This is a genomic window from Prosthecobacter vanneervenii, from assembly GCF_014203095.1.
In the GTDB taxonomy this organism is placed as follows: Bacteria; Verrucomicrobiota; Verrucomicrobiia; order Verrucomicrobiales; family Verrucomicrobiaceae; genus Prosthecobacter; species Prosthecobacter vanneervenii.
Map to the genome: position 1 here is coordinate 56,640 of NZ_JACHIG010000004.1, position 26,324 is coordinate 82,963.

Annotated in this window: 12 protein-coding genes; 5 read left to right on the top strand and 7 right to left on the bottom strand. The window is 59.8% G+C overall.

What is annotated here, in order from left to right:
• Positions 1-18: 18 nt before the first annotated feature.
• A complete protein-coding gene (locus HNQ65_RS10350; protein WP_184339457.1) occupies positions 19-1,608 on the top strand; it encodes a hypothetical protein in 1,590 nt (529 codons plus the stop codon).
• On the opposite strand, the gene HNQ65_RS10355 is transcribed toward HNQ65_RS10350, so the two are convergent.
• Positions 1,609-3,180: a peptide ABC transporter substrate-binding protein gene (locus HNQ65_RS10355; protein ID WP_343076556.1), complete on the bottom strand. Its 1,572-nt coding sequence runs from the start codon at positions 3,178-3,180 to the stop codon at positions 1,609-1,611.
• 108 nt (positions 3,181-3,288) lie between these two features.
• Here HNQ65_RS10355 and HNQ65_RS10360 point away from each other — a divergent pair, with 108 nt between their 5' ends.
• From HNQ65_RS10360 to HNQ65_RS10370, 3 genes are all read left to right on the top strand, one after another.
• Positions 3,289-4,962, top strand: a complete 1,674-nt coding sequence (locus HNQ65_RS10360) for a sialate O-acetylesterase (protein WP_184339459.1) — start codon at positions 3,289-3,291, stop codon at positions 4,960-4,962.
• Positions 4,963-5,047: 85 nt separating this feature from the next.
• Entirely contained in the window at positions 5,048-6,550 is a 1,503-nt protein-coding gene (locus HNQ65_RS10365; protein WP_184339460.1) for a S1C family serine protease, read from the top strand.
• Between the two features lie 38 nt (positions 6,551-6,588).
• Positions 6,589-8,148, top strand: coding sequence for a S1C family serine protease (locus HNQ65_RS10370; RefSeq protein ID WP_184339461.1), 1,560 nt, complete (start codon positions 6,589-6,591; stop codon positions 8,146-8,148).
• 5 nt (positions 8,149-8,153) lie between these two features.
• On the opposite strand, the gene HNQ65_RS10375 is transcribed toward HNQ65_RS10370, so the two are convergent.
• Positions 8,154-8,846 carry a YceH family protein gene (locus tag HNQ65_RS10375; protein ID WP_184339462.1) on the bottom strand — a complete coding sequence of 231 codons (693 nt, stop codon included), beginning with the start codon at positions 8,844-8,846 and terminating at the stop codon, positions 8,154-8,156.
• Positions 8,847-8,986: 140 nt separating this feature from the next.
• On the opposite strand from HNQ65_RS10375, the gene HNQ65_RS10380 reads away from it, so the two are divergent.
• A complete protein-coding gene (locus HNQ65_RS10380) occupies positions 8,987-9,577 on the top strand; it encodes a hypothetical protein (protein WP_184339463.1) in 591 nt (196 codons plus the stop codon).
• Between the two features lie 155 nt (positions 9,578-9,732).
• Here the strand turns inward: HNQ65_RS10380 and HNQ65_RS10385 are convergent, their stop codons facing one another.
• From HNQ65_RS10385 to HNQ65_RS10405, 5 genes are all read right to left on the bottom strand, one after another.
• Positions 9,733-10,422, bottom strand: coding sequence for a pseudouridine synthase (locus HNQ65_RS10385; RefSeq protein ID WP_184339464.1), 690 nt, complete (start codon positions 10,420-10,422; stop codon positions 9,733-9,735).
• Positions 10,423-10,526: 104 nt separating this feature from the next.
• Complete coding sequence (locus HNQ65_RS10390; RefSeq protein WP_184339465.1) at positions 10,527-12,884, bottom strand: alkaline phosphatase D family protein; 2,358 nt, start codon at positions 12,882-12,884, stop codon at positions 10,527-10,529.
• Between the two features lie 70 nt (positions 12,885-12,954).
• Positions 12,955-14,076 carry an acyltransferase family protein gene (locus HNQ65_RS10395; RefSeq protein WP_184339466.1) on the bottom strand — a complete coding sequence of 374 codons (1,122 nt, stop codon included), beginning with the start codon at positions 14,074-14,076 and terminating at the stop codon, positions 12,955-12,957.
• An 18-nt stretch (positions 14,077-14,094) separates the two neighbouring features.
• On the bottom strand, positions 14,095-15,342 hold the full coding sequence (locus tag HNQ65_RS10400; protein ID WP_184339467.1) for a PhoPQ-activated protein PqaA family protein: 1,248 nt from the start codon (positions 15,340-15,342) through the stop codon (positions 14,095-14,097).
• An 80-nt stretch (positions 15,343-15,422) separates the two neighbouring features.
• On the bottom strand, positions 15,423-25,967 hold the full coding sequence (locus HNQ65_RS10405) for an Ig-like domain-containing protein (RefSeq protein ID WP_184339468.1): 10,545 nt from the start codon (positions 25,965-25,967) through the stop codon (positions 15,423-15,425).
• Positions 25,968-26,324 lie beyond the last annotated feature (357 nt).

Below are 26,324 nucleotides of genomic sequence, written 5' to 3' on the forward strand. Positions count from 1 at the left end.
GCGTTCATACTGCAGCACATGATCCGGCCCCACACGCCGCCAGAAACTCCCGCCGACAAGCCCGCCCGCAGCGGCGAGGCGGCTGGCACGTGGGCGTCTCCCTGGGAGCTGGATCTGGAGTGGATGGATGCGCCAAAGGGAAAGCGGATTCGTCCTGCAGAGCCGAAAAAAGCTGCGACTCCTCCGGTGCACACGCCTCAGGCCATGCCTCCTCCTGTTGCTGCTTCGTCACCCGCGCAGAGGCAGCCGGTCAGTGAGGTGGAAAAAGACGACTTCATACCAAGGCAGGCGCCGCCCTCACGGCTCGTCAAAAAAGCCCAGCCTCCACCACGTGGCGAGAGCGAGGCCTCCTGGCCCACCCTCATCATTCTCAGCATGGGGCTCCTCGCCTTTGTCTTCATCATCTGGCTGTATGTGGACGATCAGACGCCAGGTCTGGACACTGACTTTCTGGTCAACCGGCCGGTCGATCAGGCGGCCACGATTCAGACGCCCGAAAAGCTGCGCAAACTCCTCGGTTCCCTGGTGCCTTTTGATGATGGTCAGCAGCAAGGCACCCCCCCCTGGTTGTGGGACACCCCCACGCTTTCCCGCGTGGTGCAGGCCAACGGTCTTGCGCTCGAAAACCTGCGCGATCTGCTGGAAGACGCCGACTGGCATCCCGCGCACGCTTCATGGCATGCCGCAGACCCTTGTGTTGATCCACGCTGGCGGCAGCTCATGGTGCTCAAGCAGGCTGAGGCCGCCTACCTTTCCCGGCGTATGCAGGAGGATTCCGCCTTCACCGCCGCCATCGACCTCGCCGAGCTCGGCTGGCGGCTGGAGCAGCTCTGGGCCTGGCCGTCTTGCTACCGGCAGGCGCTTCAGGCGCAGGCGCTCGCTTCCCAGACCATGGCAGACCTGCTGCGGCAGACACGGCTGCCTGAGGCCACCCTGCGTCAGTTCCAGCGTCAGTTCAGCGTCTGCCAGCCCACGGCGGAGATGCTCGTGGGGGCCATGAGCGCTTTTTACGTGCATGAAAAGAAGCTCATCCTCGGTCCCAAGAGCGGAGAGAGTCTGGATACGATGCCCGGCGGCGTGGCACTGCGACGTCCCGGACGGCTTTTCTTCAAGCCGTATGAGACTCTGCAGCATTTCGCCACCGCATTCCGGCAGATCAAGGCCGAGGTGCCCTCTCCCCTTGCCCTCACCTCCGAGGTTCGGCTTAAGGAGTCCATCAACAGTGAAGCCTCCTACCAGCCCAACTCCTCTGGTCTCGCCTACTACCACCAGCGGATGAGGCTCTACACGCCCATGCCTGCCGAGTTGGGTCTGGCACGCGCCCGCGCAAACCTCATCATCACCCTCTTCGCCGTGCGGCGCTGTATCGCCGAAAAGAAATCTGTGCCGGCCAGCCTCGAAGAACTGCGCACCTTCAACTTTCTCCTCGATGTTCCCGTAGACCCCTACTCTGGCGCGCCGCTGTTCTACAACCGCACCAGCGGCCTCATCTGGTCCGTGGGCCGAGACCTCAAGTCTGCCAATGGCTCACCCACAGAGCCTCCTATGAGCGACGCCATGGAGCCTACCGTGGAAGTCGGCATCGCCGTGGCGGCTGTGGCAAAGTGATTACTTCCACCGCATGCAGCGGAAGGGATGATCATCGATCATGTTGGCCTGCACGCCGCTGAGGCGGTCGGCATGGTAAAACTGCACGCCCACGTAGTGGTAGAGGGGCATGATCACGCAGTCGTCTGTGACGAGGAGCTTCTCGGCCTGCTGAAAGAGCCTGTTGCGTTGGCCCAGGTCCGCCTCGCGTCCGGCGGCGGCGATGAGGTTATCGTATGCCGTGCTTGCCCAACCGGTGGCGTTGTTGCCGCTGACGGAGAGAAACATCTCCAGAAATGTCCCCGGGTCGTTGTAGTCACCCACCCAGCTGCTGCGGCACAGCTGGTAGTTTTTCCCCTTCATGGAGTCCAGGTAGATCTTCCATTCCTGCTTGGCCAGGTCCACGCTTACGCCGAGGTGCTCTCGCCACATGGCCTGCAGCTCCACGGCGATGTTGCGCTCGACCGGCTTGGGAAAGTAGAGGTATTCCACACGCGGAAAACCTTTGCCGCCTGGATAGCCTGCTTCAGCGAGCAGCCTGCGCGCTCGTTCGGGGTCAAAATCCGGTCCGCGAGGCGGCTGATAGTTCTGCCCCGCGCCGGGAGGGGTAAGGCTGTAAGCATCGAGTTCTCCTAGCTGCGTGATCTTTTCCGTCACCCGTTTGCGGTCGATCGACAGTGAGAACGCGAGCCGGATCTTCGGGTTGTCAAACGGCGCTCGTGTCACATTGAAGCGCATGAAATAGCTGCCGAGAAACGGGCCCGTGTGGAAGTAGGGCTTCTGCTTGAGCTTCGCCGTCAGCGAGGTGGGCACCATGCCCTTGTCCACGATCAGGTCTGCCTGGCCGGTGAGGAAGTAGTTGATCGCCGTGTTCGGCTCCGAGATCGGCAGTACATCGATGCTCTTCATCGACACATTGGCTGCGTCCCAGTAGCGCTCGTTGCGGCGCAGGGACATGCGGTCGTCCAGCAGCCATTCCCCTAGCGTGTAAGCTCCGTTGCTTACGAGTGTGCCTGGTTTGATCCACGCCGAGCCATGCTTTTCGATCACGCTCTTCGGCACCGGATACAGCGTCGTGAAAGCACAGAGGTCGATGAAGTAGGGCGTGGGGTTTTCCAGCTCCACCCGCAGCGTGCGGTCATCCACCGCCGTCACACCCACCTGCGTAAAATCCTTGAGCGTGCCCTCATGGTAGGCGCGTGCATTCTTGATGACATAAAGCTGGCTGGCGTAATCCGCGCCAAACTCTGGCGTGAGCACACGCTGCCATGAGTAGATGAAGTCTTGCGTGCCTAGCGGCGTTCCATCGCTCCACACCGTGTTTGGGCGCAGGTGGAAGGTGTAGGTCTTGCGATCAGGTGTCACCTCCCAGCGCTCCGCCAGGCCAGGCTGCGGCTTGCCTGCTTCATCGATCCGGCACAGCCCCTCAAACAGCGCCGAGGCCACGCGCATGCCCACCTGATCTGTCACCACATGCGGATCGATGCTCTCCGGCTCTGCGCCATTGATGAACACTAGGTCCGCACGCGGTCGCGAACGCCCGCAGGCGGCGAGGGAGATCAGGAGTGCGGCTGCGAGTGCGAAGCGGATCACGCAAAAAACTAGCACACGCTTCGCAGCCTATGCAGCACAATCCTTGCATCCTGCTGCAATGATTCGTATTCCCACAGCGTTCCCAGCATCCCTCCCTTTTCCCGACCCATGCGCATCCTCTGCCTCCTCTCCCTCCTGGCCGTCTCCGCCCGTGCGGAATTGAAACTCCCCGCCATCATTGGCGACAACATGGTGCTGCAGCAGAAGCAGGCCAATCCGCTCTGGGGCTGGGACGCTCCGGGCACCGAGGTGACAGTGAAGTTTGGCCCCCAAACGAAGACCGCCAAGGCCGGTGCCGATGGTAAATGGACCGTGAAGCTGGACGCCGTGCCCGCCAATGCGCAGCCGGCCACCATCTCCATCAAAGGCAGCAGTGCCAAGGAGCTGAAAAATGTGCTCGTGGGCGAGGTGTGGGTCTGCTCCGGCCAGTCCAACATGGGCTTCAACCTCAACAGCACCTGGGATGCCGATCTCGACATCGCTCAGGCCAAGGACGCCCAGCTGCGCCTCATCTCCGTGCCGCAGGTCGGTACGCAGGAGATTCAGAATGACTTCAAAGGCCAGTGGGAGGAGTGCACCCCCACCAGTGCGGCGCAGTTCACTGCCGTGGGCTACCACTTTGGCCGCGTGCTGCGGGAGATGCTTGGCGTCCCCGTCGGCCTCATCGACAACGCCTGGGGTGGCAGCGCCTGCGAGGCCTGGGTGAAGCGCGATGTGCTGGAAAAAGATCCGCGATTCGCCTCCATCATCGCCCGCTGGAAGCAGACGGAGTCCACCTTCACCCAGGAGGCTTTCGACAAGCAAGTCGCCGATCACAAGACGAAGCTGGCTGAATGGACCAAAGCCCGTGCCGAAGCCCTCAAGGCCGGCAAATACTTCACCGCTCAGGCTCCCCGCCCGCCGCAGAATCCCATGACCGGCCAGCATCGCCCCGGCAACCTCTATGCCGGCGTGCTTCATCCCACCATCGGCTATGGCATCAAAGGCGCCATCTGGTACCAGGGCGAGTCCAACGCCAGCCGCGCCAAGGAATACCGCGATCTCTTCCCCTTCATGATCGAGCATTGGCGCAAGGAGTGGAAGCAGGGAGACTTCCCCTTCTACTGGGTGCAGCTGGCCGACTACAAGGCCTACAAGACCGAGCCCGTGGAAAGCGACTGGGCTGAGCTGCGCGAGGCGCAGACCCTCACCATCCGCAAGCTGCCGCACACTGGCCAGTGCGTGATCACTGACCTTGGTGAAGCCAACGACATCCATCCTAAAAACAAGCGCGACGTGGCCGAGCGCCTCGCCCGCTGGGCGCTGGTGCAGGATTATGGCCAGCAGCTTGTCTATCGCAGCCCCGAGCTGAAGGACGCCAAATTTGAAGGCGGTAAAGCCCTCCTCACCTTCGACTACGCCCCGCAGGGCCTGCGCACCGTGGACACCGACGATGTCAAAGGCTTTGCCATCTGCGGCGAAGACAAGAAATGGGTCTGGGCCAAGGCCAGCATCATCGGCGGCTCCAAGAAAGGCACCAACCAGATCGAAGTCAGCGCTGAGGGCATCACCAAGCCCGTTGCTGTGCGCTACGCCTGGGCAGACAATCCGGTCTGCAATGTCTATTCCGCCGAAGGCCTGCCCGTCACCCCCTTCCGTACCGATGACTTCCCCATGATCACCGATCCGGCCAATCCGAACAGCGCCGAGGCCCAGAACGCCAAACGTGCGGAAGATCTCAAGAAGCTGATGGAGGCGAAAAAAGCCAACGAGGCCAAGAAGAAGGCCAAGGCCGCGAAGTAGGGTCAGCGCCGATAGCGATTATTTCTTTAGCAAACTTGTGCTAGAGGGGGCGGGCTGCGTATGTTTGTGACATCCTGTCACCTGCATGAACATACGCCCGCTCCTGTTCGTCCCCGCCCTGGTCTTGCTGCCTGATGTACTCAGAGCACAGCCCGCCTCACCTTCCCCTGCGGTCACCCAGGCGGTCGACACCTCCACCTCGGCATGGGAGGGCATCGTCAATATCGATGTCTCCGTGCTCATGCCAGATTATCGCGAGCCATGGAATGCAGGCCAGCCCAGCGGTGGCAGCGGCACCGGCTTCCTCATCGGCAAAAACCGCTTTCTGACCAATGCGCACGTCGTCAGCAACGCCACGCGCATCCTCATCCGCACCACCAACGACCCTGAGCCGCACGCGGCCAAGATCGTCCACATCGCGCATGACTGTGACCTCGCCCTGATCGAAGCCGAGGACGGCAGCCATTTCGACAAGCTCAAGCCGCTCGATTTCGGCGGTATTCCTCAGCTCAACACCGAGGTCATTGCCATCGGCTACCCCATCGGCGGCGATCGCATCTCCGTCACACGTGGTGTCGTCTCCCGCATCGACTTCCGCCCCTACAGCCACACCAGTGTGGATTCCCATCTGGCCATTCAGGTGGATGCCGCGATCAACCCCGGCAACTCCGGCGGCCCCGTGATGCAGTCCGGTAAGGTGGTGGGCGTGGCCTTCCAAGGCTTCAGCGGCCGGGTGGCGCAGAATGTCGGCTACATGATCCCTGTCCCGGTCATCAAGCGCTTCCTCAAGGACATCGAAGACGGTCGCTACGACCACTACGTGGACCTCGCTGCTAGCGACTTCCCCATCGAAAACCCCGCGCAGGCCAAAGCCCTCGGCATCAACGGCGACGGTGTCGGCGTGCTGGTGGGAGATGTGGAGCCTCAGGGCAGCGTGGCCGAGGTGCTCAAAATCGGCGATGTCATTCTCAGCATTGATGACAATCCGGTGATGAACAACGGCCTCGTCCGCTTCGAAGGCGAGCTCATGGACATGAACGAAATCGTGGAACGCAAGTTCGCTGGAGACACCATCAAGGTGAAGTACCTGCGTGAAGGCAAAAAGAAGGAGGCCACGGTCACGCTCAAGCGCTTTGACCCCTATGTGCGCCTCGGTGCGCAGTACAACCAGCGCCCGCGCTATATCGTCAATGCAGGCCTCGTCTTCCAGCCGCTGGACCGCAACCTTGTGGATGCCCACCAGATTCGCGATGACACCGTGAGCTATGTTTTCGACAACTTCCTCACCGACAAGCTCTATGTCGAGCGTCCGGAGCCCGTGGTGCTTACCAATGTGCTGCCGGATGAGGTGAACACCTGGATCACCCCCTACGCGCACAGCATCGTGGATGAGATCAATGGTGTGAAGATCCGCTCCCTCAAGGACGTGCAGACCGCCCTGGCCAAGAAGGAAAAGCCCTTCATCGAAATCTCTCTGCTGGAGAAAAACCGCCCGCTCGTGCTCAAGCGCGAGCTCGCCGAGGCCGCCCACAAGCGCATCATGCAGAACTACAACATCCAGGAGGACTCCTATCTCGGAGACGAATAACAGCACCGCCTTCCGAACCTTCCAGCCTCGACGCCTCCATGAAGCTCTCCCCGTTTTTCCCTCTCCTCCTTCTCACACTCGGTGCCGGCGCGCTCTCCGCGCAGACACCCTCGGCCGATGCACCGAAAAAGAAACGCGCTGCTGCTCCTGCAGAGAACGGCGCGGCCGTGCCTCAGCAGGTGGTGCAAAGCAATTCCCTCGTGAAGGTGAACGCCACCTCCCAGCCCTACAGCCTGCATCTGCCATGGCAGAAGGAGTCACCCTCCGGTCGTCGTGGCCTGGGTGTGGTGCTGGCAGGCAATCGCGTACTCGTCACCGGTCAGATGGTGGCCAATGCCACCTACATCGAGCTGGAGCTGCCGGAGAACGGGCAGAAGGTCCCTGCCAAGGTCGTAGCGGTGGACTATGAGGCCAATCTGGCGCTGCTGGAGTCCCCGGCCTCGGACAAGCAGAAGGCCTTCTTCGCCGGGCTCAAGCCCATGGCCGTGGACAGCGGCACCCGTATCGAGGACAAGGTGGACATCCTGCAGGCCGGACGCGTGGGAGAGCTCATCAAGAGCCCCCTCGTCATCAGCAAGGTGCTCACCCGCCGCTACAATGTCGAAGGCTCCGGCTTCCTCGTCTATGAGGCCAACAACATCGTCCGCAGCGAGGCCAACAGCTTCACCCTCCCTGTGGTGAAAGGCGGTAAGCTCGTCGGTCTGCTGCTCAGCTACGATTCCAAGAACCAGGTCACCACCATCCTGCCCGCGCCCATCATCGAGCACTTCCTCAAAGACGTGGCCGATGGCAGCTACGAGGGCTTTCCCAGCCTCGGCATGGAGATGCAGTCCACCATGGACGAGCAGTTCCGCGAATTCCTCGGCCTCAAGCCAGATGCCCCCGGTGTGCTCATCAGTGCGGTCATGAAAGGCGGCTCCGCCGAAAAATCCGGCATGAAAAAGGGTGACATCCTCGTGGCTATCAACGGCTTCTCCATCGACTCCCGCGGCGACTACAAAGACCCGCAGTTCGGCCCCCTGAGCTCCAGCCATCTCGTCCGCGGCCGCGCCTATGTCGGAGACAAGGTCGAGATCAAAGTCATCCGTGAGGGCAAGGAAATCGTTCTCAAGAGCGAGCTCGCCCGCCGCAAGCCCGACGACTTCCTCGTGCTGCCCTACCTCTTTGACAAAGGCCCTCGCTACGTGCTGATGGGCGGCCTCCTCTTCCAGGAGCTTTCCCGTCCGTATCTCGACGCCTTTGGCGATGAGCAGCGCGGCGGCGCCATCCTGCGCCTCGCGCACATCGCGGCGCATCCTGACAAGTATGAGGAAGAGGGGCGGCGGAAGCTCGTCTTCCTCAGCCTCGTGCTCCCCACGCCCAGCGCCCAAGGCTACGACAAGCTCGGCGGCCAGGTCATCAACAAGGTCAACGGCCAGGTCATCAAAGATCTCAACGACCTCGCCGACGCCTTCAAAAACAACAAGGACACTGTGCACGTTATCGAGCTCAACGACTTCCCGCACATCCTCTACCTCGATGGCTTCAATGCCGAGCGCGACAACATGCGCCTCCTGGGCGGTGCCTACCGCATCGGCAGCTTGAAGCGGCTGGAGTGATCGCTTTACTTCACCGCCCCAATCAGAGTTTGCAGCCGCGACACCTGCGCCTTCAGCAGCGCTATCTCCGCCTCCATGCGTGCGCGCCAGTCGGCATCCGAAGGCTCCTCGGTCATCGGTGCTGCAGTGACAGGCGCTGAGTTTAGCACAGCCTCGGCCGCACCAGCCACCTCTCCACAAAAGAGGTGCATGAACTGCGCCACGCGCTGTCCTGGACCTGCGGGGATGCACTGCACCAGCGGTCCCTCCTTGTAGCCGATCAGTTCCGCCAGCGCATTCTCCACGCTCTGCATGTCGGGAAACTCAAACAGCCTCTCCGTTCTCTGGCGCAGCTCTCCAGCGGTCTGGCTGCCGCGCAGCAGCAGCATGCACAGCAGCGCCATGTGCTGCCGCTCCAGGCCTGGCAGCTTGCCCTTCAGATTGTGCCGGTACTTCAGCGTGCGCCCGCCCACGATGTTCACTTCAAACACATACCCGTGGGTCTTCAGCATCTCCAGAGCACGCAGTACGGTGCGTTCATCATAGCGTACGATCGGGTCCCGGTTCGTCGTCTGATTGCATGCTGTCACCAGCGCGTTCAGCGTCATTGGGTAGTAGTCTGGCAGTGTGATCTCCTTTTCGATGAGACAGCCCATCACCCGCGCCGCTTCAGAAGTTAGAGTAAACAGGATGGCGGTAGTTACAGATTCGGCGGGCATGGGGGATAAGTGAAGCTTTGTCGGATGAACATCATCCAACGGCTCCATGCCTCCTTCAACTTCGCGCCGCCATTGGATTTCAATCAATGTGAAATTATTTTTCTGAATACTTCCCGTGGGCAGGCGTCCAACTCTGTGTCATGAAAACGAAACTTCTCCTCCTGTGCGGTGCCCTTGTTGCCGCGCTCTCACTCTCCTCCTGTGATATTTACGGGTATCCCGGCTATAGTTACGGAGGATACGGTGGCTACTCACCATACGGCTACGGCCTTGGTAATAGCTACTATAATAACTATTACGGTGGTGGCCTTCTCGGACTCAGCAGCTACTATGGCGGTTACTCGCGGCCCTATGTTTATAATAACTATTATAACAGGGGTTACTATCCTAGCGCCTTCCGCTCCTATGGCAGCACTTACAACAGAGGCCACTATTCATCCCCGCTGTGGAATCACACCGCGTTCCGTGGCCTGAACAGCTCCTCGTTTGCCCACACAAACTTCGGCAACTTTGGGAACTTCAGCCACAACAACTTCCGCGGCCTCAGTTCTCCTTCGTTTGGCCACAGCTTCGCCAGCCATAGCGCTCCCTCCTTTGGTGGCTCTCGCTCCTTTGGTGGCATGCCGCACATTGGCGGCGGCGGTGGCCACTCCTTTGGTGGCGGCGACCACAGCTTCAGTGGCGGCGGCCACAGCTTCAGTGGCGGCGGTCACGGTGGCCATCATCACTAACAGCAGGCCCTGTTAAAAAGCCCTTCTGCAACTCTCGCAGCGCCCAGGATCTCTGGGCGCTGATTTTTTGGCACAGCATCCTCACGCATTGCACCAGCGTGTTTGCCGAAAGAGAGATCATCCTTAGCGCTTCGTCAGGGCAATCAGGGGCTCCCCTATCCACGCATCGGCTCCAGCATCCGCCACTCTCCCTCTGGCAGATCACCCAGCTCATACGGTCCAAAGCGTTCGCGGTGCAGCTTTTCCACATGCCAGCCCTGACTGGCAAACATCCGCCGCACCTGATGGTACCGTCCTTCCGTGATCGTGAGCCGCGCTGTGAGGTCTGAGACAATTTCCAACCTGGCAGGCAGGCAGGGTTTGTCCTCGCTGCGCAGCATCAGATCGCCTTTGGCAAACACCTCCTTCAGCGCTGGATCCAGCGCCTTGTCCACTTCCACCAGATACGTCTTCTCGATGTCCGACTTCGGCGAGGTGTAGCGGTGTACCAGGCTTCCGATGTCAGACACCAGCAGCAGTCCGCTGGTATCCTTGTCCAGGCGGCCCACGCTTGTCACCACAGGGTTTCTGTCCGGCCAATGGGCGGGCAGCAGCTCATAGATGTTCGGTCCTTCATCCACGCTGTGGGTGCAGGAGTAGCCCACGGGCTTGTGCAGTATCGCCAGCAGACCGTCGGGTGCCTCCAGCGGCAGATCATCCACGGTGATCTGCGCCGCATCCACCCGCTGGTCCGAGCGCTTCACCACCACACCGCCCAGTTTCACCCGCCCATCCTTCACAAACGCCATCGCCTCCTTGCGCGAGCAGTAGCCGAGGGCGGAGAGCAGTTGATCTAGGCGGCGCATGAGGGGTCGGAACAAGGAGGCTCGGATGCTCGCTGTTTGTAGCAGGATGTCATGCAGGAAATGCACGCAGTTCCCGCATCGTTCAAATACTGCATCTCAAGGCATCACCCGATCACATTCTCCCCACGATTCTCCTGTTGCTGAATGGTCATGGGCCAGCCCGGGAATTGGTTTGTGGTTTTGCCGTCTTTCACATCAATGAGAAAGCGGAAGGATTCAATGAAGTAGGTCTTCTTCTCTGTGTCGAAGGTGATGAAGCCAAAGCCGCTGCCTTTTTCGTGCGCCTTCTCGTAGCGATTGGCGGCCTGCCCCACCGCTGGATTTCCCACGGCATAGACATAGGCCTTGTTGCCAAAACCGTCGATAAACTCACCAGTGTCCGGCAGACCGTGCTTGGGACGATTTTGATGCGGCATCTTGAGCTCGTCCGGACGCCACCAGCGGGGGTAGCCAGCAGAGATCGCGGGGGTGCAGAAAGACCAGTTGCTGTCGCGCTGTTTGTCCACGCCGTATTGTGTGAGCGTGGTGAGATGCTGGTCGCCATTGATGTGCAGGGCCATGGAAGGGCGCATGATTTCCACAGCGCGATTACGCGGCGTCTGTGGCCAGCTGCCGGAGTCGAGATCGGCTTTGAGATACCCATCCGGGGCGCCGTGATGCGTCGCTACATTGGCAAACACCGTCTGGCTCAGCACGGCCTTTAGCGTGTGGCCGCGCCAGTCCTGCGCCCACTTTTTGAGAAACTCCTCCTGCCGCTCTCCGAGCAGGACGAGCCCGGGCTTGTCGAGCGTGGAAGTGTCAAAGTTGGGATCCGGCACATGGTCAGCGCGGCCGGCGCCCGTCTGCACATGCTCGGGGCCGCTCTTCCACTGGCGGTCGGCGATGATGGCAAAGCCCACACCACCATAGACCATGTCTCCGTAATACACGCTGATGTCCTGCTGCACGGGTTTGGGATCATAGGCATCCGGGTGGTGGGCCACATTCGTCTTGTGCACCGCATTGACCATTCGTGCCGACTCGATGTAGCCGCCCTTTGAGGATGCACCTGAATCACCCACATCCATCTTCTTGCCACCTTCGCCCCAGATGTTCCCCTGAAAAACATCGTGGTCATCTGGCAGGCAGAGCGTCGGCGCATTTCGCATCACCTCGCGAAAGGCCCAGCCGTGCTGGTAGAATTTGCGCAGGTAGTTCAGGATGGCGCGCTCTGATGGCTCTCGGATGATGCCAAAGCCGCCGTGGTTCTCATAGATCTGATCCCCGGAGAAAAAAACGAGATCGGGATCCAGCTTGAGCAGGTTCTCCGCCACGGGTGCGTAGGGAAAGCCGTAGTCGTTTTGACAAGTCAGCGCCGCCATGCGCAGTGGGCGGCCTTCGGGATTGGCCTTGATGTTGCCGGTCCACTCATACAGCGTTTCTCCGCCGCCATCCTTGTGCTGCTCACGGTAAACTACCTTGTACGGTGTGGCCTGTTTTGCATCCCACTTGGGAATGCGAAACGTCGCCACCCAGGCATCCGGGTCCAGCTTTGCCGTGCCAAGTGATTCCCATTCACGGCCCTTTTTCACCATCAGCTCGACGAGCTGATTATCCTTGGCCCCCAATGGAGCTGTTAGCGCGCTGAGCTTCAGGACAAAGCCCTCGTTCGTGCGTGAATCGCTCAGGGAGTACATCGACCACAGCAAGGGGCCGAAGCAATGCTGCGGCGTCACGGTGAAAGCCGCACCATACAGATCCCAGTTTTGAAACCGGTAGCGCCCTGCGCCTGCTGCTCCAGCCTTGGCCTTGTTTGCGTTCTTTTTCGCGCCTGCCACTGCACCTGCGGCGAAGTTGTTGGCGATCGACACATTGCCGAGAATTGCGTCCGCTTCGAATGTGTGCGAGACAGCGCCTAGTTCAGCACGGGAGTCCACGCCATACGCCGTGAGTGTCAGCACACACTTGTCACCTTCAGGCACGCCCTTGAGCGTCAGCTTCACCTGCTTCAAAACGCCGCCGTCTTTGACCAGCCCGGTCTTCGGGCCTAGAACGAGCTGGTCGCCCTGCCATCCGGCGTTGATGCCCTTCTGCACGAAGCAGTTGCTCCGGTATTCGTTGATCTCGCTGCGAATGCCGATGCGGAAACCCGCGCCACCGTCGGTCTTGCTGGCTTCCAGTCGCGTCAGGATCACTTCCATGGTGAAGTCGCCATTCTCCGTCACCTGATGCGTCAGCGAATGCACGCTGCGTCCGCCACCCATGCTGAGGCACTCCGCGCCGCCTTCGCTTACGCGCCAGTCTTCCATGGGATTCGCCCAGAACTGCCCGCCGAGAAACACGCGGTCGTGTGTCCAGGTCCAGACATCGTTTTTGAGGCGTCTTGCAGCAGCGGCAGATGCGTCATCACGGCTAGCGAGCCCCATGAGCGTGCCTGCCGTCATCAGCTTGAGTCCGGTGCGTCGGGAAATCTTTCGTTTCATAAAGATGCTGCAACGTCATTCACGTGCCGCACCCATCAGTGAATTTCGGTTTTTCCAGAAGCTCCCACCTTCACGCCTTGAAGAAGATCTGCCTGCGGTAGAGAGCGTAAAGAAAGAGCCACACCAGCAGCAGGCCGCCGGTGCTTTCCAGCACGTTGTGCCATTTGGGATCCAACGGCTGGTAGAGTCCGCTGAAGAGCAGCTTGGAAGTGTGGCCAAAATCCACGAAGTGGTACACCATGTAGATGGTGAGGCTGTTCATTCCCACGACCACCAGCGGAAAGGCCCAGCGCTTGAAGTTCAGGAGGTCGATGATGCCGTAAAACACCGCCAGCAGCGTGAAAGAGATGCCGGTCGTCACCAGAATGAAGGAGCTCGTCCACATCCGCTTGGCGATGGGGAAATGCAGGCTCCACAGCAGGCCTAGCGCGAGGCACACCGCCCCCGCAAGCAGCAGCTGGCGGAACTTTGCCGATGGCGTGCTGGTGCCGCCTTTGAGAATCTCCCCGGCAAAGACGCCAAACATCGTCAGGCACATGGCCGGAAACTGCGTGAGCAGGCCCAGCTCGTCATACGTTCCTTGCAGCAGACGCCCGGGAAGGAAGCTGCGGTCAAACCAGCCGACGAGGTTGCCTTCAAACGAGAGATTGCCCGCGCCGTAGCCGGGCACCGGCACGAGGAACAGCGCCGCATAGTAGGCCAGCAGGATGCCGCCGGCCACGCACAGCCGCTTCATGGAGTCCAGATTCAAATACAGCACCACGCTGACAAAGCCTGCCAGACCTATGCGCCCCAGCACACTGCCCAGTCGCATGTGGTGCGGCTCAAAGAAAGGAATCGGCGCGTTTTTGTCCAGAAATCCCAGCGCTGCGAGGATGAGCAGGCGCACAAAGGCCTTTTTGTACAGCTCGGCTTTCGGCGTGCCCTGCGCCACGGCCTTGGCCAGCGAAAATGGAATGGACACTCCTGCGAGGAAGAGGAAGAGCGGGAAAAAGCAGTCGTAAAAGGTGAAGCCGAACCACGCCGGATGCGTGAACTGTCCTGCCACCGCATCCACCCATGCCAGTCCTGTTTTCCCTTGCAGCTGATGGATCACCTGTCCCGCCCCGGCAATCATGAGCATGTCAAAGCCGCGCAGGGCATCGATGGATACGAGGCGGACTTTTTGCGCAGGAGCAGGTGAGGCGGACATGTCTTGCGTTCGGGCTGCTTATTTCGCCAATTCCACCACGGTGCTCACCATTGCATCCCGCTCATCAGTCACGCCAATGAACCACGTGTTCGCTTCAGCAGGCGGTTTGGGCGCGGTGATGGTGCTGCCCTGGATCGTAGCCGGAATGGATTTCCATTCGCGTTTCGAGCGCAGGCCCGTATCCGTGGTGTAGTTCAGCTCAGCCTTTTTCAGCGGGATCTTGCTCTCACAGCTCACCGTGACCTTGTCGCCTGTAACCACAGGTGCACTCGGATTTGGCAAAGGGTCTCCGCCACGACATTTCGAGTCGATGAAGAGCCCGATCTCCTTCGGTGCCCATCCTGGCGGGTGTCCATGCGGCATCTTCACCTGGATGCGGATATGCTTCTCTCCGGGCACGGCATTGTAGCTCTTCATGTAGCTGTCCAGCACGTAGTGCACGTCGTTGGTGCCGTTCACAAAGAGGATGGGCACACGGCAGCGCGGCAGCAGGCTGCCGGGGTCATACTCCTTCACCCATAACGCGCGGTGCTCAGGGTCCAGCTTGTCGATGCTGGGTTTCTGCACAGATTCGCCCTCATGCAGAAAGCCGCAGCCATACACCGGCACAGCGGCTTTGAATCGGTCATCCAGCGAGGCCACGAGACAGGTGGTGTAGCCGCCCCAGCTGATGCCCGTGACGGCCGTGTGCTCTGCGTCCACTTCAGGAAAACTGCGCAGCAGCGAGTGCGCTCTCATCACGCTGGCAGCAGCGTGAAAGGGCCAGTCATCGCTCGTGTCCGGAGTCAGAATGCAGTCAAATTTCTCCGGATGACCGTGCGCAGGTCCGCCATTGGGCAGACGCTTGCGTTCACCACGATGCCCGTTGCCGATCGCCATGCCAGTCTTGGGATCAAACTCCACCTCAGGCGGGCGCGAGCCGTTCAGATCCATGGCAATGGCCGCGTAGCCACGCTTGGCCCAGAGGTGCACCCAGTCGGCAAAGGCCGTGCCTCCCCCACCGTGGATGAGCACCACGCCGGGGAATTTGGAGCCGGACTTTGCCTCTCCCAGCGTGGCGGGAGAGGCATAGAAGGCGAAAACCTCCGTGTCCTTGCCCTGATATTTCTCCCCAGCATAGGTCAGCGAATGGATCGGCTGATCCTGCCGCACCCACTTCATGGCGGGCACGTTGCTTTTGAGTGCACCCAGGTCCCAGGGGCCGACTTTTTCGGCCTTCAGGGAGGTGGCAAGACAGAGAGCGGCGGTGAAAACAGAAAACCTCATGACGGATGATCAAACGACAAAGGCAGGCTTGTTCAGCCATTTTTTCAGCTTTTGTGAGAGACTTTTTCTTGAACCGCCGGCTACTGCGACATCAGGCCAGGCAGGACACGCACACGCCCGAACTGGCGGGAACCAACCAGCTTGTTCATGGTAAAGCTCATGTTGGTGCCAGTGCCCGTGAGAACCGTGGTGGCCGGGGTCCAGGTGCTGAGATCGCTGGAAGTCTCCACGATGTAAAGTCGCCCTGCCTTGGAGTTCCAAGTCAGCAGCAGTTCGTTGTCGGGCGCCGTTTGTGACTTGCTGGGAACGATTTCAAGACGGTCCAAGGCGGAGCGTGGATCTGTGCCCGCTCTGAACTCGTTCAGGTCGCTCATGCCATCATGGTCGCTGTCCGTGGTGGCCGAAGCCAGGGACAGACTGCCGAAGTTCTGCATTTCCCACCAGTCAGCGATCCCATCGAGGTCGGTGTCGGCAATGGAGAAGGTGGCTTCGTAAATGCGGCTGACGTCGGAGCCTTTGACAGAGATGGCGCGGATCTTGCCACTCCAGCCCATGCGCACAGGCGTGCCTGAGACGAACTGTGGGCTGGTAAAATCCGGTGCCGAACCGTCTACAGTGTAATGGATCTGAGTGGTCGCATCCGCAGCACCGATGACCACATTCACCGGCTGATCAAAAGACCCACCCGGGGGGGAGAAGGTGATGGCCGGCTGCGCAGCCCATGCCGAGACGGTGCCTGCAGAGGGGTTGGAGATGATCAAAGCATCATCGACGACCGCCGGGCTGCCGCCGCTGCTGAGCGTGGCGAGCAGCACCTGATCGTAACGGCCAAAAATGAAAGTATTGCTGCCCGAAGCGGCAATGACGAGATCATCCGTGACCACAGGCTGACCGGAAAGGTAGGTGCCGGCGGGTGTGGAGTAGGTGCAGACAAGCCCCCCGTCCGTCGTGTTGCGAGCCTGCACGGTGTTTCCACTGATCACAAACACAGTGCCGCTGGAGACCGCCGGCGTGCCGGTGAAGTCACTATTTACTGACCAGACGACAGCCTGAGTGTCGAGGTTGATGCACACAAGGTCTTCATCGTAATAGACGGCCGTTGGACTGTCGTTCACAAGGTAGGCGCGACGGTTGTCCAGCGCCGTGGTACGGCCCATGCTGTAGCCAAATCCCCCCCATCCCAGGGATCGGGTCCAGAGGACAGCCCCAGAGGCTGGATTATGACGTGCAAAGTCGCCGTTGACGAAGGCATAAAGCTCCGAGTCCAAGATGGAGGGCGTCCAGCTGTCTGACTGCGGTTTGGTCTGGAAAAACATCTGTGTGCCGCTGGCAGAGAGGCCATACATGCCGCCGTAGGCACCGCCATCGGCGAAGATGCCGAGATCTGACACTGCAGGTGCCATGTAATTTTCCCATTGTGCTGCAAGCGGCGCGGACCATACAGTGGCTCCGGTGTCCGACTGCAGGGCGTACAGCTGGGTGTCGCCGTAGTTGTTGCACCGCTGGACGTAGACGCGCCCGTTGTAATAACTGGGAGGGTTCATGGAAAACGCACTGGTGAAACTGCGCGACCAGAGCTGAGCACCGCTGCCCGCGTTCAGAGCGATCACACGACAGGAGGAGGAGTCGCGGAAAGAGGCATAGATTCTGCCTTCAGCACTGGCGATGGGCTGCAGGCTGTTGTAGCCGCCGCTGCCGACGGCGTTGCTCCAGCGCATGGCCCAGCCTGTTCTTCCCAGCGCTGAGGTGGAGTAGCCTGTATGCGCCGGACCGTTGCCAAAGCTAGGCCAGGTGCCTGTGATGGACTGCATGATCGAGACAGTCACGCTCGCGGTGGCAGCAGCGCCTGAGGGATCAGTGATTGTGTAGCTGAACTGGGTGCTGCCCGTCGTGATGTCCGAGGGGGCCTGATAGCGCAGCGTGCCGTCAGAATTGCGCGCCACAGTGCCCAGAGCTGGCTGTGTGAAGGACAGAACCGTGAGAGCGTCTCCATCCACATCATAGTCATTAAGCCTTTCGCGAACAGGGCTGAGGATCTGGCCTGGTTGGGCAACTCGGACGTCCGCACGCGCCACAGGCGCATCGTTCACCGGCTGGACATTGAGGGTGGCCGTGGCAGGGGCTGAGAGGGATTTCCCGTCACTCGCAGCAAAATTGAAACTGGTCAGGGGCGAGCCATTGCGGTCAGCCGCAGGGAGGAAGATGACCTTCCCCTGGGCATTGGTGACCAGCGTTGACGGCGAGGACACAGGATTGCCGATGGTGGTGCCGTCGCTGGTCTGGTACAGGGTGCCTGCTGCTGGCAGGGAGGTGATGACAAAGTTCAGGGCATCATTGTCCGCGTCTGTGCCCTGCAGGGTGAGCGTCACGCGCGTGTCTTCCAGCGTCGCAGCTGTCTGCGAGATGGCCGCAGGAGGGTGGTTTGCCGAATCCGGAACACTGAAGGAGCGGATGTAGTTGTCGCTTGAAGCAATGTACAGGGAACTGCCTGCGAGGCTGATGTTTCCACCGAAGAGAATGGTCTGGCGCAAAGCTCGGGTGCCAAGGTCAAAGATGTAGGTCTTGGCTGCCGAGGAAGCGATGACAGCGTCATTAGTGACGATGGGCTGCATGACGAGCCCGGTGTCCGTGCCGGGTAGTGTGTATGCTCCGATGAAGACACCGGAGGCGGAGTCATACGCCCTGATGGAATTACCCCCTGAGATCGCGAACACTGCCTGGTGGGCCACGGCTGGTGTGCCGCTGAAGCTGCCAAGCACCTTCCAAGCGGCTTTTTTCTGGTTCAGATCCACACAGATCAACTCCTGGCTGCCTGAGGGGATGGTGACGGAGTCATTGACAAGGTAAGCGCAATTATACGCGCATGCCGTGGTCCTTCCCATGGAATAGCCTGCCCAGTTCCAGCCAAAGTCAAGAGACCACAGAACCGCTCCAGTGGACTTGTTGTGGCTGCGGAAGATACCTTTCATGTAGGAGTAGAGCCCCCCGTTGTAGAGAGTGGGTGTCCACTGGTCGTACTGATCCAGAGACTGGTAAAACAGCTGTGCTCCTGTCGAAAGATTGTAGGCATACATGCCGCCATAGGTCCCACCATCGACGTAAACGCCCGAAGAGTCGACTGCAGGCGCAAGGTAGGTTTCCCATTGCGCTCCAAAAGGCGAGCTCCATGTCGTGGCGCCAGTTGTGGCATTGAGGCAGTAGAGCTTGCTGCTGCTGGAGTAGGCATATTGCATGAACACACTATTGTTGAAAAATGTCGGAGGGTTCATGTAAGCAGGCTGGGTGAAATTAGATCGCCAAAGCTCGCCGCCACTCGCGCTGTCCAGCGCCACCAGGCTGGAGTCCTGGAAATAGACCTGCAAGCTTGCGAAAACTTTCCCCCCCGAAACTGCGAGCTGGTAGGCAGGCTTCGTCATGTTTGTCTGCCACACCTGGGTGAAGGCTGTGCTGCCAAGCCTCACCGGCAGAAAGCCTGTGTGATCCGGCCCGGCACCGAATGTAGGCCACGAGCGCCCCAAGGTGGTGCTGATGGTGACGCTCACCGCGGCAGAGGCCTGCACATTGGCAGCGTCGCTGATGGTGTACGTGAAGGTGTCAGTGCCAGAGGTGAAGCCGGCATTGGGAGCATACTGCAGGGTGCCATCAGCGCTCTGCGTGACCTGCCCCGAAGCGCCCTGGGTGTAGGAGACCACCTTGAGCACATCTCCATCGACATCGCGGTCATTGGCCTCAGGATGAAAGTTCAGCAGGGATTCTCCAGGACGCAGGGCGATGCTGTCAGCCACAGCCACCGGCGGATCGTTCACAGGAGCGATGTTGATGGAGATGGTCGCTGCTGCCGAAGTGGAGACTTGATCACTGGCGGTGAAGGTGAAGGAACCTGCTCCCGCCCCAAAGACATTTAGCGGAGCCACATAAATCACAATGCCAGAGTCATTGAGCACCTGCGCGGGCGCCTGCGTGATGGCAGCTCCTTTGGTGTTGCCGTCCACAGTCTGGTAGAGAGTGCCTTGGACGGGCAGCGTGCGCACCACATAGCTGAGAGCTTCTCCGTCAGCGTCTGTACCTTCGAGGGTGATGGCGGCCTGGGCCTCTTCCAGAATACCCGCCTGGGCAGCGAGGGCCACAGGGGTGTGGTTTGAAGCCACAGTGTGGCCAAACAACCGGACTTTGTTGTCTGAGCAGGAGAGATAGAGCAGGTCGTTGACGACGGCCGCCTGGCTGCCAAACGCAAGCGTCTGAATCAAGGAGCGGTTGATCAAATTAAAGATATAGGTTTTTGAAGACGAGCCAATGATCAGCAGATCATTGCTGACAACCGGACTGCCATTGAGGCTGGTTTCCGTCCCCGCCGTGTAGTCCCCGGTCCAGACGCCGGTCGAAGCATTGCAGGCTTTGACCACACCGCCGCAGCAGGCATAGACGATCCCATTCGCAATGGCCGGAGTGCCGTTATAGTTTCCGGCGGTCCTCCACAGCACACTTTGTGTCTGCAGATCCACGCACACGAGTTCTGTGCCTGAGGCTCCCTGGTTGACGACATAAGCCCGTCCAGACTCACCGCAGATGGTGCGGTTCATGGACCCGCTTGATGATCCAGTCAGGTTTACAGACCACTGCACCACGCCTGTGTCCGGGTGGTGATTGCGGAACGTGTTGCTGACAAAGGAATAGACCTTGCCGTCGATGATGGCGGGAGTCCATTGATCCACCTGCTCCAGGCCGAGGAAGAATTTCTGCGTCCCAGTCTGGTAATTGAAGCCATAGATGCCTCCGTAGCTGCCGCCATCGACATAGACTCCCAGATCCGACACGGCAGGGGAGAAATACCGCTCCCACTGGGAATCGTGCGGAGTGTTCCAGAGCACGCTGCCATCAGAGGATTTGAGCGCCCAGAGCTGGGTGTCTCCGTAGTTGTTTCCGCGCTGTGTATAAACCGTCCCGGCATAATAGCTCGGCGGATTCAGTGAATTTCCTGGCTGGAACTTCGTGCGCCATGCCTCGCCGCCGGTGACGGTGTCCAATGCCACCGCATACATGTAGTTGTTCCAGTTGCCTGTCTGCGTGGCATAGACCTTGCCTCCGGCCACAGCGATCGGGTTGATGCTGGACGGGAAGGCATACTCCCAGCGCTGCACCCATGTCTGTGTGCCCAGGGATCCAGGATAGCGCCCTGTGTGATTTGGGCCATTGCCAAACTGCGTCCATTCCCTGCCATACGAGGCGCTTACGAGCACCTGCACTGTTGCCGTGGATTGTGCGCCTGCACCGTCGCGAAGTGTGTACTGGAAGCTGTCCGTTCCCTCGGTGAAACCAGCCTGCGGTACATAGTTCAAGGAGCCGTCTCCATTCTGGGTCAGAGCGCCCCTGGCGGGATTGGTGAAGGAGACGATGGTCAGCGGCTCGTTGTCCACGTCCACATCATTCGCTGTTGGCTGGTAGGAACTCAGAGTGCTGCCGGCCCGCAGATACACCGTGTCATTCACGGCAACAGGCGGATCATTGACGTTTGTAATATTGATGGTGGAAGTGACTTCAGCGGAGCTGATCGTGCCGTCGTTGACCTTGAACTTGAACGTGGTGTAGGGCGTGCCGAAACCGTCGGGCGCCGGACGGTAGATGACCTTGCGTGCAGAATTTTGCACAACAACAGGTGCTAGCGTAATCGGACTGCCCACCTGCACGCCGTCGGGCGTCTGGTACATGACTCCTTTGGCCGGGAGGCTGGTGATGATGCCGACGATAGGGTTGTTGTCTGCATCCGTTCCTGGCAGCGTCAAGGTCAGGAGCTGGTCTTCGACACCAGTGGCCATCAGCACCGAGGCCACGGGGGCCCTGTTGCCGGAGCTGATCACCGCATAGCAGCGCAGAACGCCGTCTGTGCCCGCCAGCAGCAGGTAGCCATTGCTGAGACTGGGGATGCCGCCGGCGGCAATCGTTTGTATTTTGGTGCCCGAGCTGAGGGTATGAACAGCAGTGCTCGTCGATGATGAGGCGATGAGCGCATCATTGGTGATGATGGGCTGGTAAAGCCCCGTGCTGCCAATGCCAGTGATGTAGGTCTTCTGCAGGGTGCCTGTGCTGATATCATAGGCGTTGACGTTTCCTGAAGCATCAAAGGCATAGACAGAAGATCCCGAAATGGACGGCGTGCTGACGGCAAAACCGGTCTGCACCCGCCAGCGGACGGCCTGGGTGGACAGGTCGATGCAGACGAGCTCGTTCGATGGCGTGCGATTGTTCACCACGAAGGCGGCACCCGAGGCAATGGCCATCGTGCGTGCCATGGTGTAGCCGCTCCAGTTCCACGTCAGGTCCAGTGTCCACTCGATGGCCCCGGTGGTCAGATTGTGCTGGCGGAATTTTCCTGTCACGAACGAATAGACTTTGCCGTTGTAAACGGAGGGGGTCCAGGTGTCGTATTGTTCAAGACTGGAGTTGAAAAACAGCTGACTGCCGGAGGTGCGGTTGTAGCCATACATGCCGCCATAGGTGCCGCCGTCCACAAACACGGAGGTGTCAGTGACTGTAGGAGGCAGGTACTCCTCCCACTGCGCACCGAAGCTTGTGGCCCATAATTGCGCTCCGGTGCCAGCATCGAGACTCACTGTCTGCGGAAAATCTGTGCCCGATGTTGACTTGCCACGCTGCACGTAGATTGATCCGCCGTAATAGGCGGGCCCGTTGATCGAGCGCGCCTGCAGAGGCCAGGTGTATTTCCATGCCAGGGTGCCGGTGACCAGATCCACGGCACTGACCTGCGTTTCGTTGAAATAGATGTCAGGAGAAGCAAACACCTTTCCTTCCGCGATCGACACCTGGTTGAGTGCCTGCGGGGCCACCTGCAGTGTCCAAGCCTGGGAAAGAGTCTGCCCGTTCAGGCTTCCGGGGTAAAAGCCGGTGTGTGCCGCGTTTGCCCCCATCATAGGCCAGGGGCCCGCAGCCAGGAGGCCCACGGCAACCGTCACACGGGCGGTGGCGGTGCCGCCCGCACCATCGCTGATGGTGTAGGTGAAGGAATCCTGTCCGCTGGTAAAGCTGGCATTGGGCGTAAAGCTCAGCGTTCCGTCGCCATTGCTTGCCACAGTCCCCTTTTGGCCCTGAGTGAAGGAGGTGAGCGTCAGAGTCTGGCCGTCCACATCGATGTCATTGGCCAGCACTTTGATCGGCGAGATGACCTGTCCTGGCAGACCCGAAGCGGAATCATCAAAAGCCACGGGAATGTCATTCACCGGCGTGACATTGAGGGTGACCGTGGCCGCAGTGGACTGCGAACGCTTGTCCTTCATCAAAAACTGGAGGCTGCCGTAGGGAATGCCGTTGGCGTTTGGCGGCGGCACGAAGATCACTTTTTTCGCGTTGTTGGACACAATCGCCGGCGCGGCTGTAATGGGGTCGCCCAAGCTGGTGCCATCGCTCGTCTGGTAAAGGGTGCCGGCGGCTGGCAGCGTCTGGATTTGTGCGGTGAGTGCATCCCCTTCGGCATCGCTGCCTGTCAGGGTGATGACCGCCTGAGCATCCTCATTCAGTGTCACGGTCTGCGCGTTTGCCACCGGCGGGGTGTTTGGCCGCTGCTGCACCGTCATCGTCACGGGAACAGAGACCACGGGATTCGCGGGATCATTGGAACTGATGTCGATCTGGCCCAGGTAGTCGGCCGCCAGCTTGCTGGTCGCGTCCAAGGTGACCGTGACTGTGGCAGACTGACCCGGTGCCAGCGTGCCCCCGGCAGGGGACTGCGTCAGCCAGTTCAGGCTGGAATCCATGAGGCGGATGTCGTCCCACCAGGCCTCAGAACCAGTGCTGAAGTTGTAAAGCCAGAGCTGGGAGACTTCATCGACAAGGGAGGGATTACGGAATGGGATGCCCGCCTTGACCAGGGTGCCATTGACATAGTAGTCGAAGGTTTTTGCAGTCCAGTCGAGATTTTGAAACTCAACATGGTACCAGATGTTAGCCTGGTAGGTGTACGTCTTGTCTCCGCCGACATCGCCATTCACATAAAAGGTGCCCAGACCGCTCGCGTAGAACCAGATCAGCTCCGCGCCATAGGTGCCGTCTGTCAGGACGAAATAGCCGTCGTGTGTGGCCGTGGAGCCGGATCTCACCCAGAAGGAGATGCTTTTCGGCTTTGCGCCGGAGGCGAAATCCTGGCTGATGCCGTTGAAGTGACTGGTGCTGCCCTGATAGGTATAGTGAAAACTCTTGCTGCCGGCAGCGGCCGTGCTGGAAACGATCTCCCGCGTGCCGGCACCTGAACCCATGGTCCAGTTGGATAGGGAGCCGCTTTCGAAACTGTCAGAAAACGGCAGCGTCGTGGAACCTGATTCGATGCGGATCAGCGCAGTCGCGCCCGCAGGCTGGGACTCGGCCGCAGCATCCTGCTGGTCTGTCACAGGCGCCGGGGAGATGCTGGCTGCGCCCAGATCCATCGAAAACACGGAGGCGCGTGGCACGGTGTTGATATCAAAGACCAGCGGCAGATCTCCATTGTTCGTCAGAGTCAGCGACTTCGTAGCCACGGAGTCTTCATACTGCGTGGAGGCCAGCGATGTGGGATTAACCTGGAGATGGGATTTGCCGAGTGCAAAATTCACAGCCGCAGGAGCGGGCGGCACCGTCACGACTGTGCTTGCGGATGCATTGTAGCCCGGAGCTGCCGCGCGGAACTGATAGGTTCCGTCTGTGAGATTGACACTGTACCTGCCATCTGCCGCCGCGATGACACTGCCCGTGGAGGTGCCCGTGTAACTGATAAGCGCACCGCCGATGCCTGCACCGCCTGTCACTGCCGTGACACTCCCTGCCACAGTGCTGCTCCTGAAGGCCGTGAGCTGGGCCTGGGCATCCCAAGTATTGCCATTTGTATCTGCCGTGGTCAGGTTGAGTGAGAAGACCAGCGGAGTGGGGGCGTTTGCGGCGATGCGGATCAGGAAAGGTGAGCTGCCGGTGTATGCAGTGCCACCCGCCGTCAGGTCGCCCCAGGAATGGCTGCCCTGCAGGACAGTGACGTAGTTCCCTGCTGAAGTTGAGCTGAGGGTGCTGGTGATCCCAAATGCGGTCTGCGAACCGCTGTTTTTCAGCGTTACAGCCAGCGTGATGTCTTCTCCAGGACTCAAGATGCCGTCGTTGTTGCCAGTGCCGCCCTGCTGACCGCTGTCCGAAGCCTGCAAAGTGGCCAGCGTCACATAAGGTCCTGTGGCAATGACGAGCGCCCGCGCCAGATTCAGTCGCCCGTTGGCGACCATCTTGCCGTTCATCCCAGCCACCCCATCGACGTTGGCAATCAGGGAATTTTTGATATCCAGCCATCCCATGGTCGGGCGGGCGGATTTCATCAATGCGCAGGAGCCTGCCACATGCGGGCATGCCATGGATGTGCCGCTCAAGGTGCGATAGCCGCCGCCAGGACTGGTGGAGTAAATGCTGACACCCGGAGCAGCAAGGTCCACCGTAGTGGCGCCAAAATTGGTAAAGCTGGCCAGCGAGTCCGTGTTGTCACTGGCGGCCACGGAGATGATGTTGGCGGAATCATAGGATGCAGGATAGGAGGGCGAGACGTCGGTGTTGAGGCTGCTGTTTCCCGCCGCCGCGACGAACAGGATGCCGGCCGCACCGGCTGCATCGATGGCATCCTTCAAGGTTTGCGAATAGCCACCGCCTCCCCAGCTGTTGGAGGTCAGCGTCACGTGGTTGGCCGTGGCATAAAGCACAGCCTCGATCGCGTCTGAAGTGGAGCCGCCGCCGCCGCTGGAAAGGAACTTCAATGCCATCATGCGCACGTTGTGGCAGACCCCGGCGACTCCGATGCCATTGTTGCCCACGGCCCCGATGGTCCCTGCGCAGTGTGTTCCATGATAATGATCGTCTGCAGGGTCATTGTCGTTCGAGACGAAGTCCCAGCCGCGGGTGTCGTCAATGTAGCCGTTGTGATCATCATCGATTCCATTGTCAGGCACTTCACCGGCATTCAGCCAGATGTTCGCCGCGAGATCCGGATGTGTGTAATCAATGCCGGTGTCAATGATCCCCACCACCACGGCGGCACTGCCACGCGCCACGTCCCAGGCCTCCGGTGCGTCGATGTCCGCATCGCCCACACCTCCATTCTGCCCATTGTTGTTCAAGCCCCAGAGCGAGGAGAAAGAGGGGTCGTTTGGCACCATGGAGGCAAAGACCACGTAGTCCGGCTCGACGACCTGCATGCCTTTCCCCTTCTGCCGGTAATCGGCCAGTTTGGAGTCGAACAAATCTAGGTCGGAGGTGCCCGGTTCCACAAGATAGACCTGCGAATTGGGCACATGTCTGCGCACCTTGCCCCCCAGGCTCTGCAGCACGGCCTGCAGTTCTTCAGCGGTTACGCCGTCCTTCAGAGTCATCAGGAAATGATCTGCCACCATGATCTTCTGATCCAGCATGGTGTCAGTGCCAGTTGTAGGATCGCGTTTCCACGACTCCTCAACGCGCAAATACGGATACTTGAACTTCGCCTCCACCACACGTTTCCGGGTGTAGTTGCCTTTTTCGTCGGGTGCTGTGTCCCGCTGCTGCAAGACACGCGCCTGCCTCAGAAAACGCTCCCGCTCTGCGCTGGCCGCCAGATCCGCGCCGCTACGCGGGGCCACGTAAGGTGCAGGCTCGTTTTTAGCCCCAGGATTTGCCTCCCGAGGGCCGAAAACTGCCGGGGCCGCAGAAGGGGAAGGTTGAACGCTGGCCGATGCCCTGTCTGGCACTTTGGGTGCCGGTGAAGTGGAAGCAGAAGGGGATGCCTTTTTTGCAACAGTAGTCTGCCACCCCACAGCGGCTGCAAAAAGCAGGACCAATGTCAGGGCCAGGAAAAAAATGCGCCGGGGTGTCATACTGAATCCACTACGAATTTCCATCTCAAATCGCAAGCCTTTCCTTCGTAAATATTAGGTTACAAGATTAATTCACCCAGTATAAATCTTATCGCTTAAACGTTTTTTCAAATAGGATTCGTT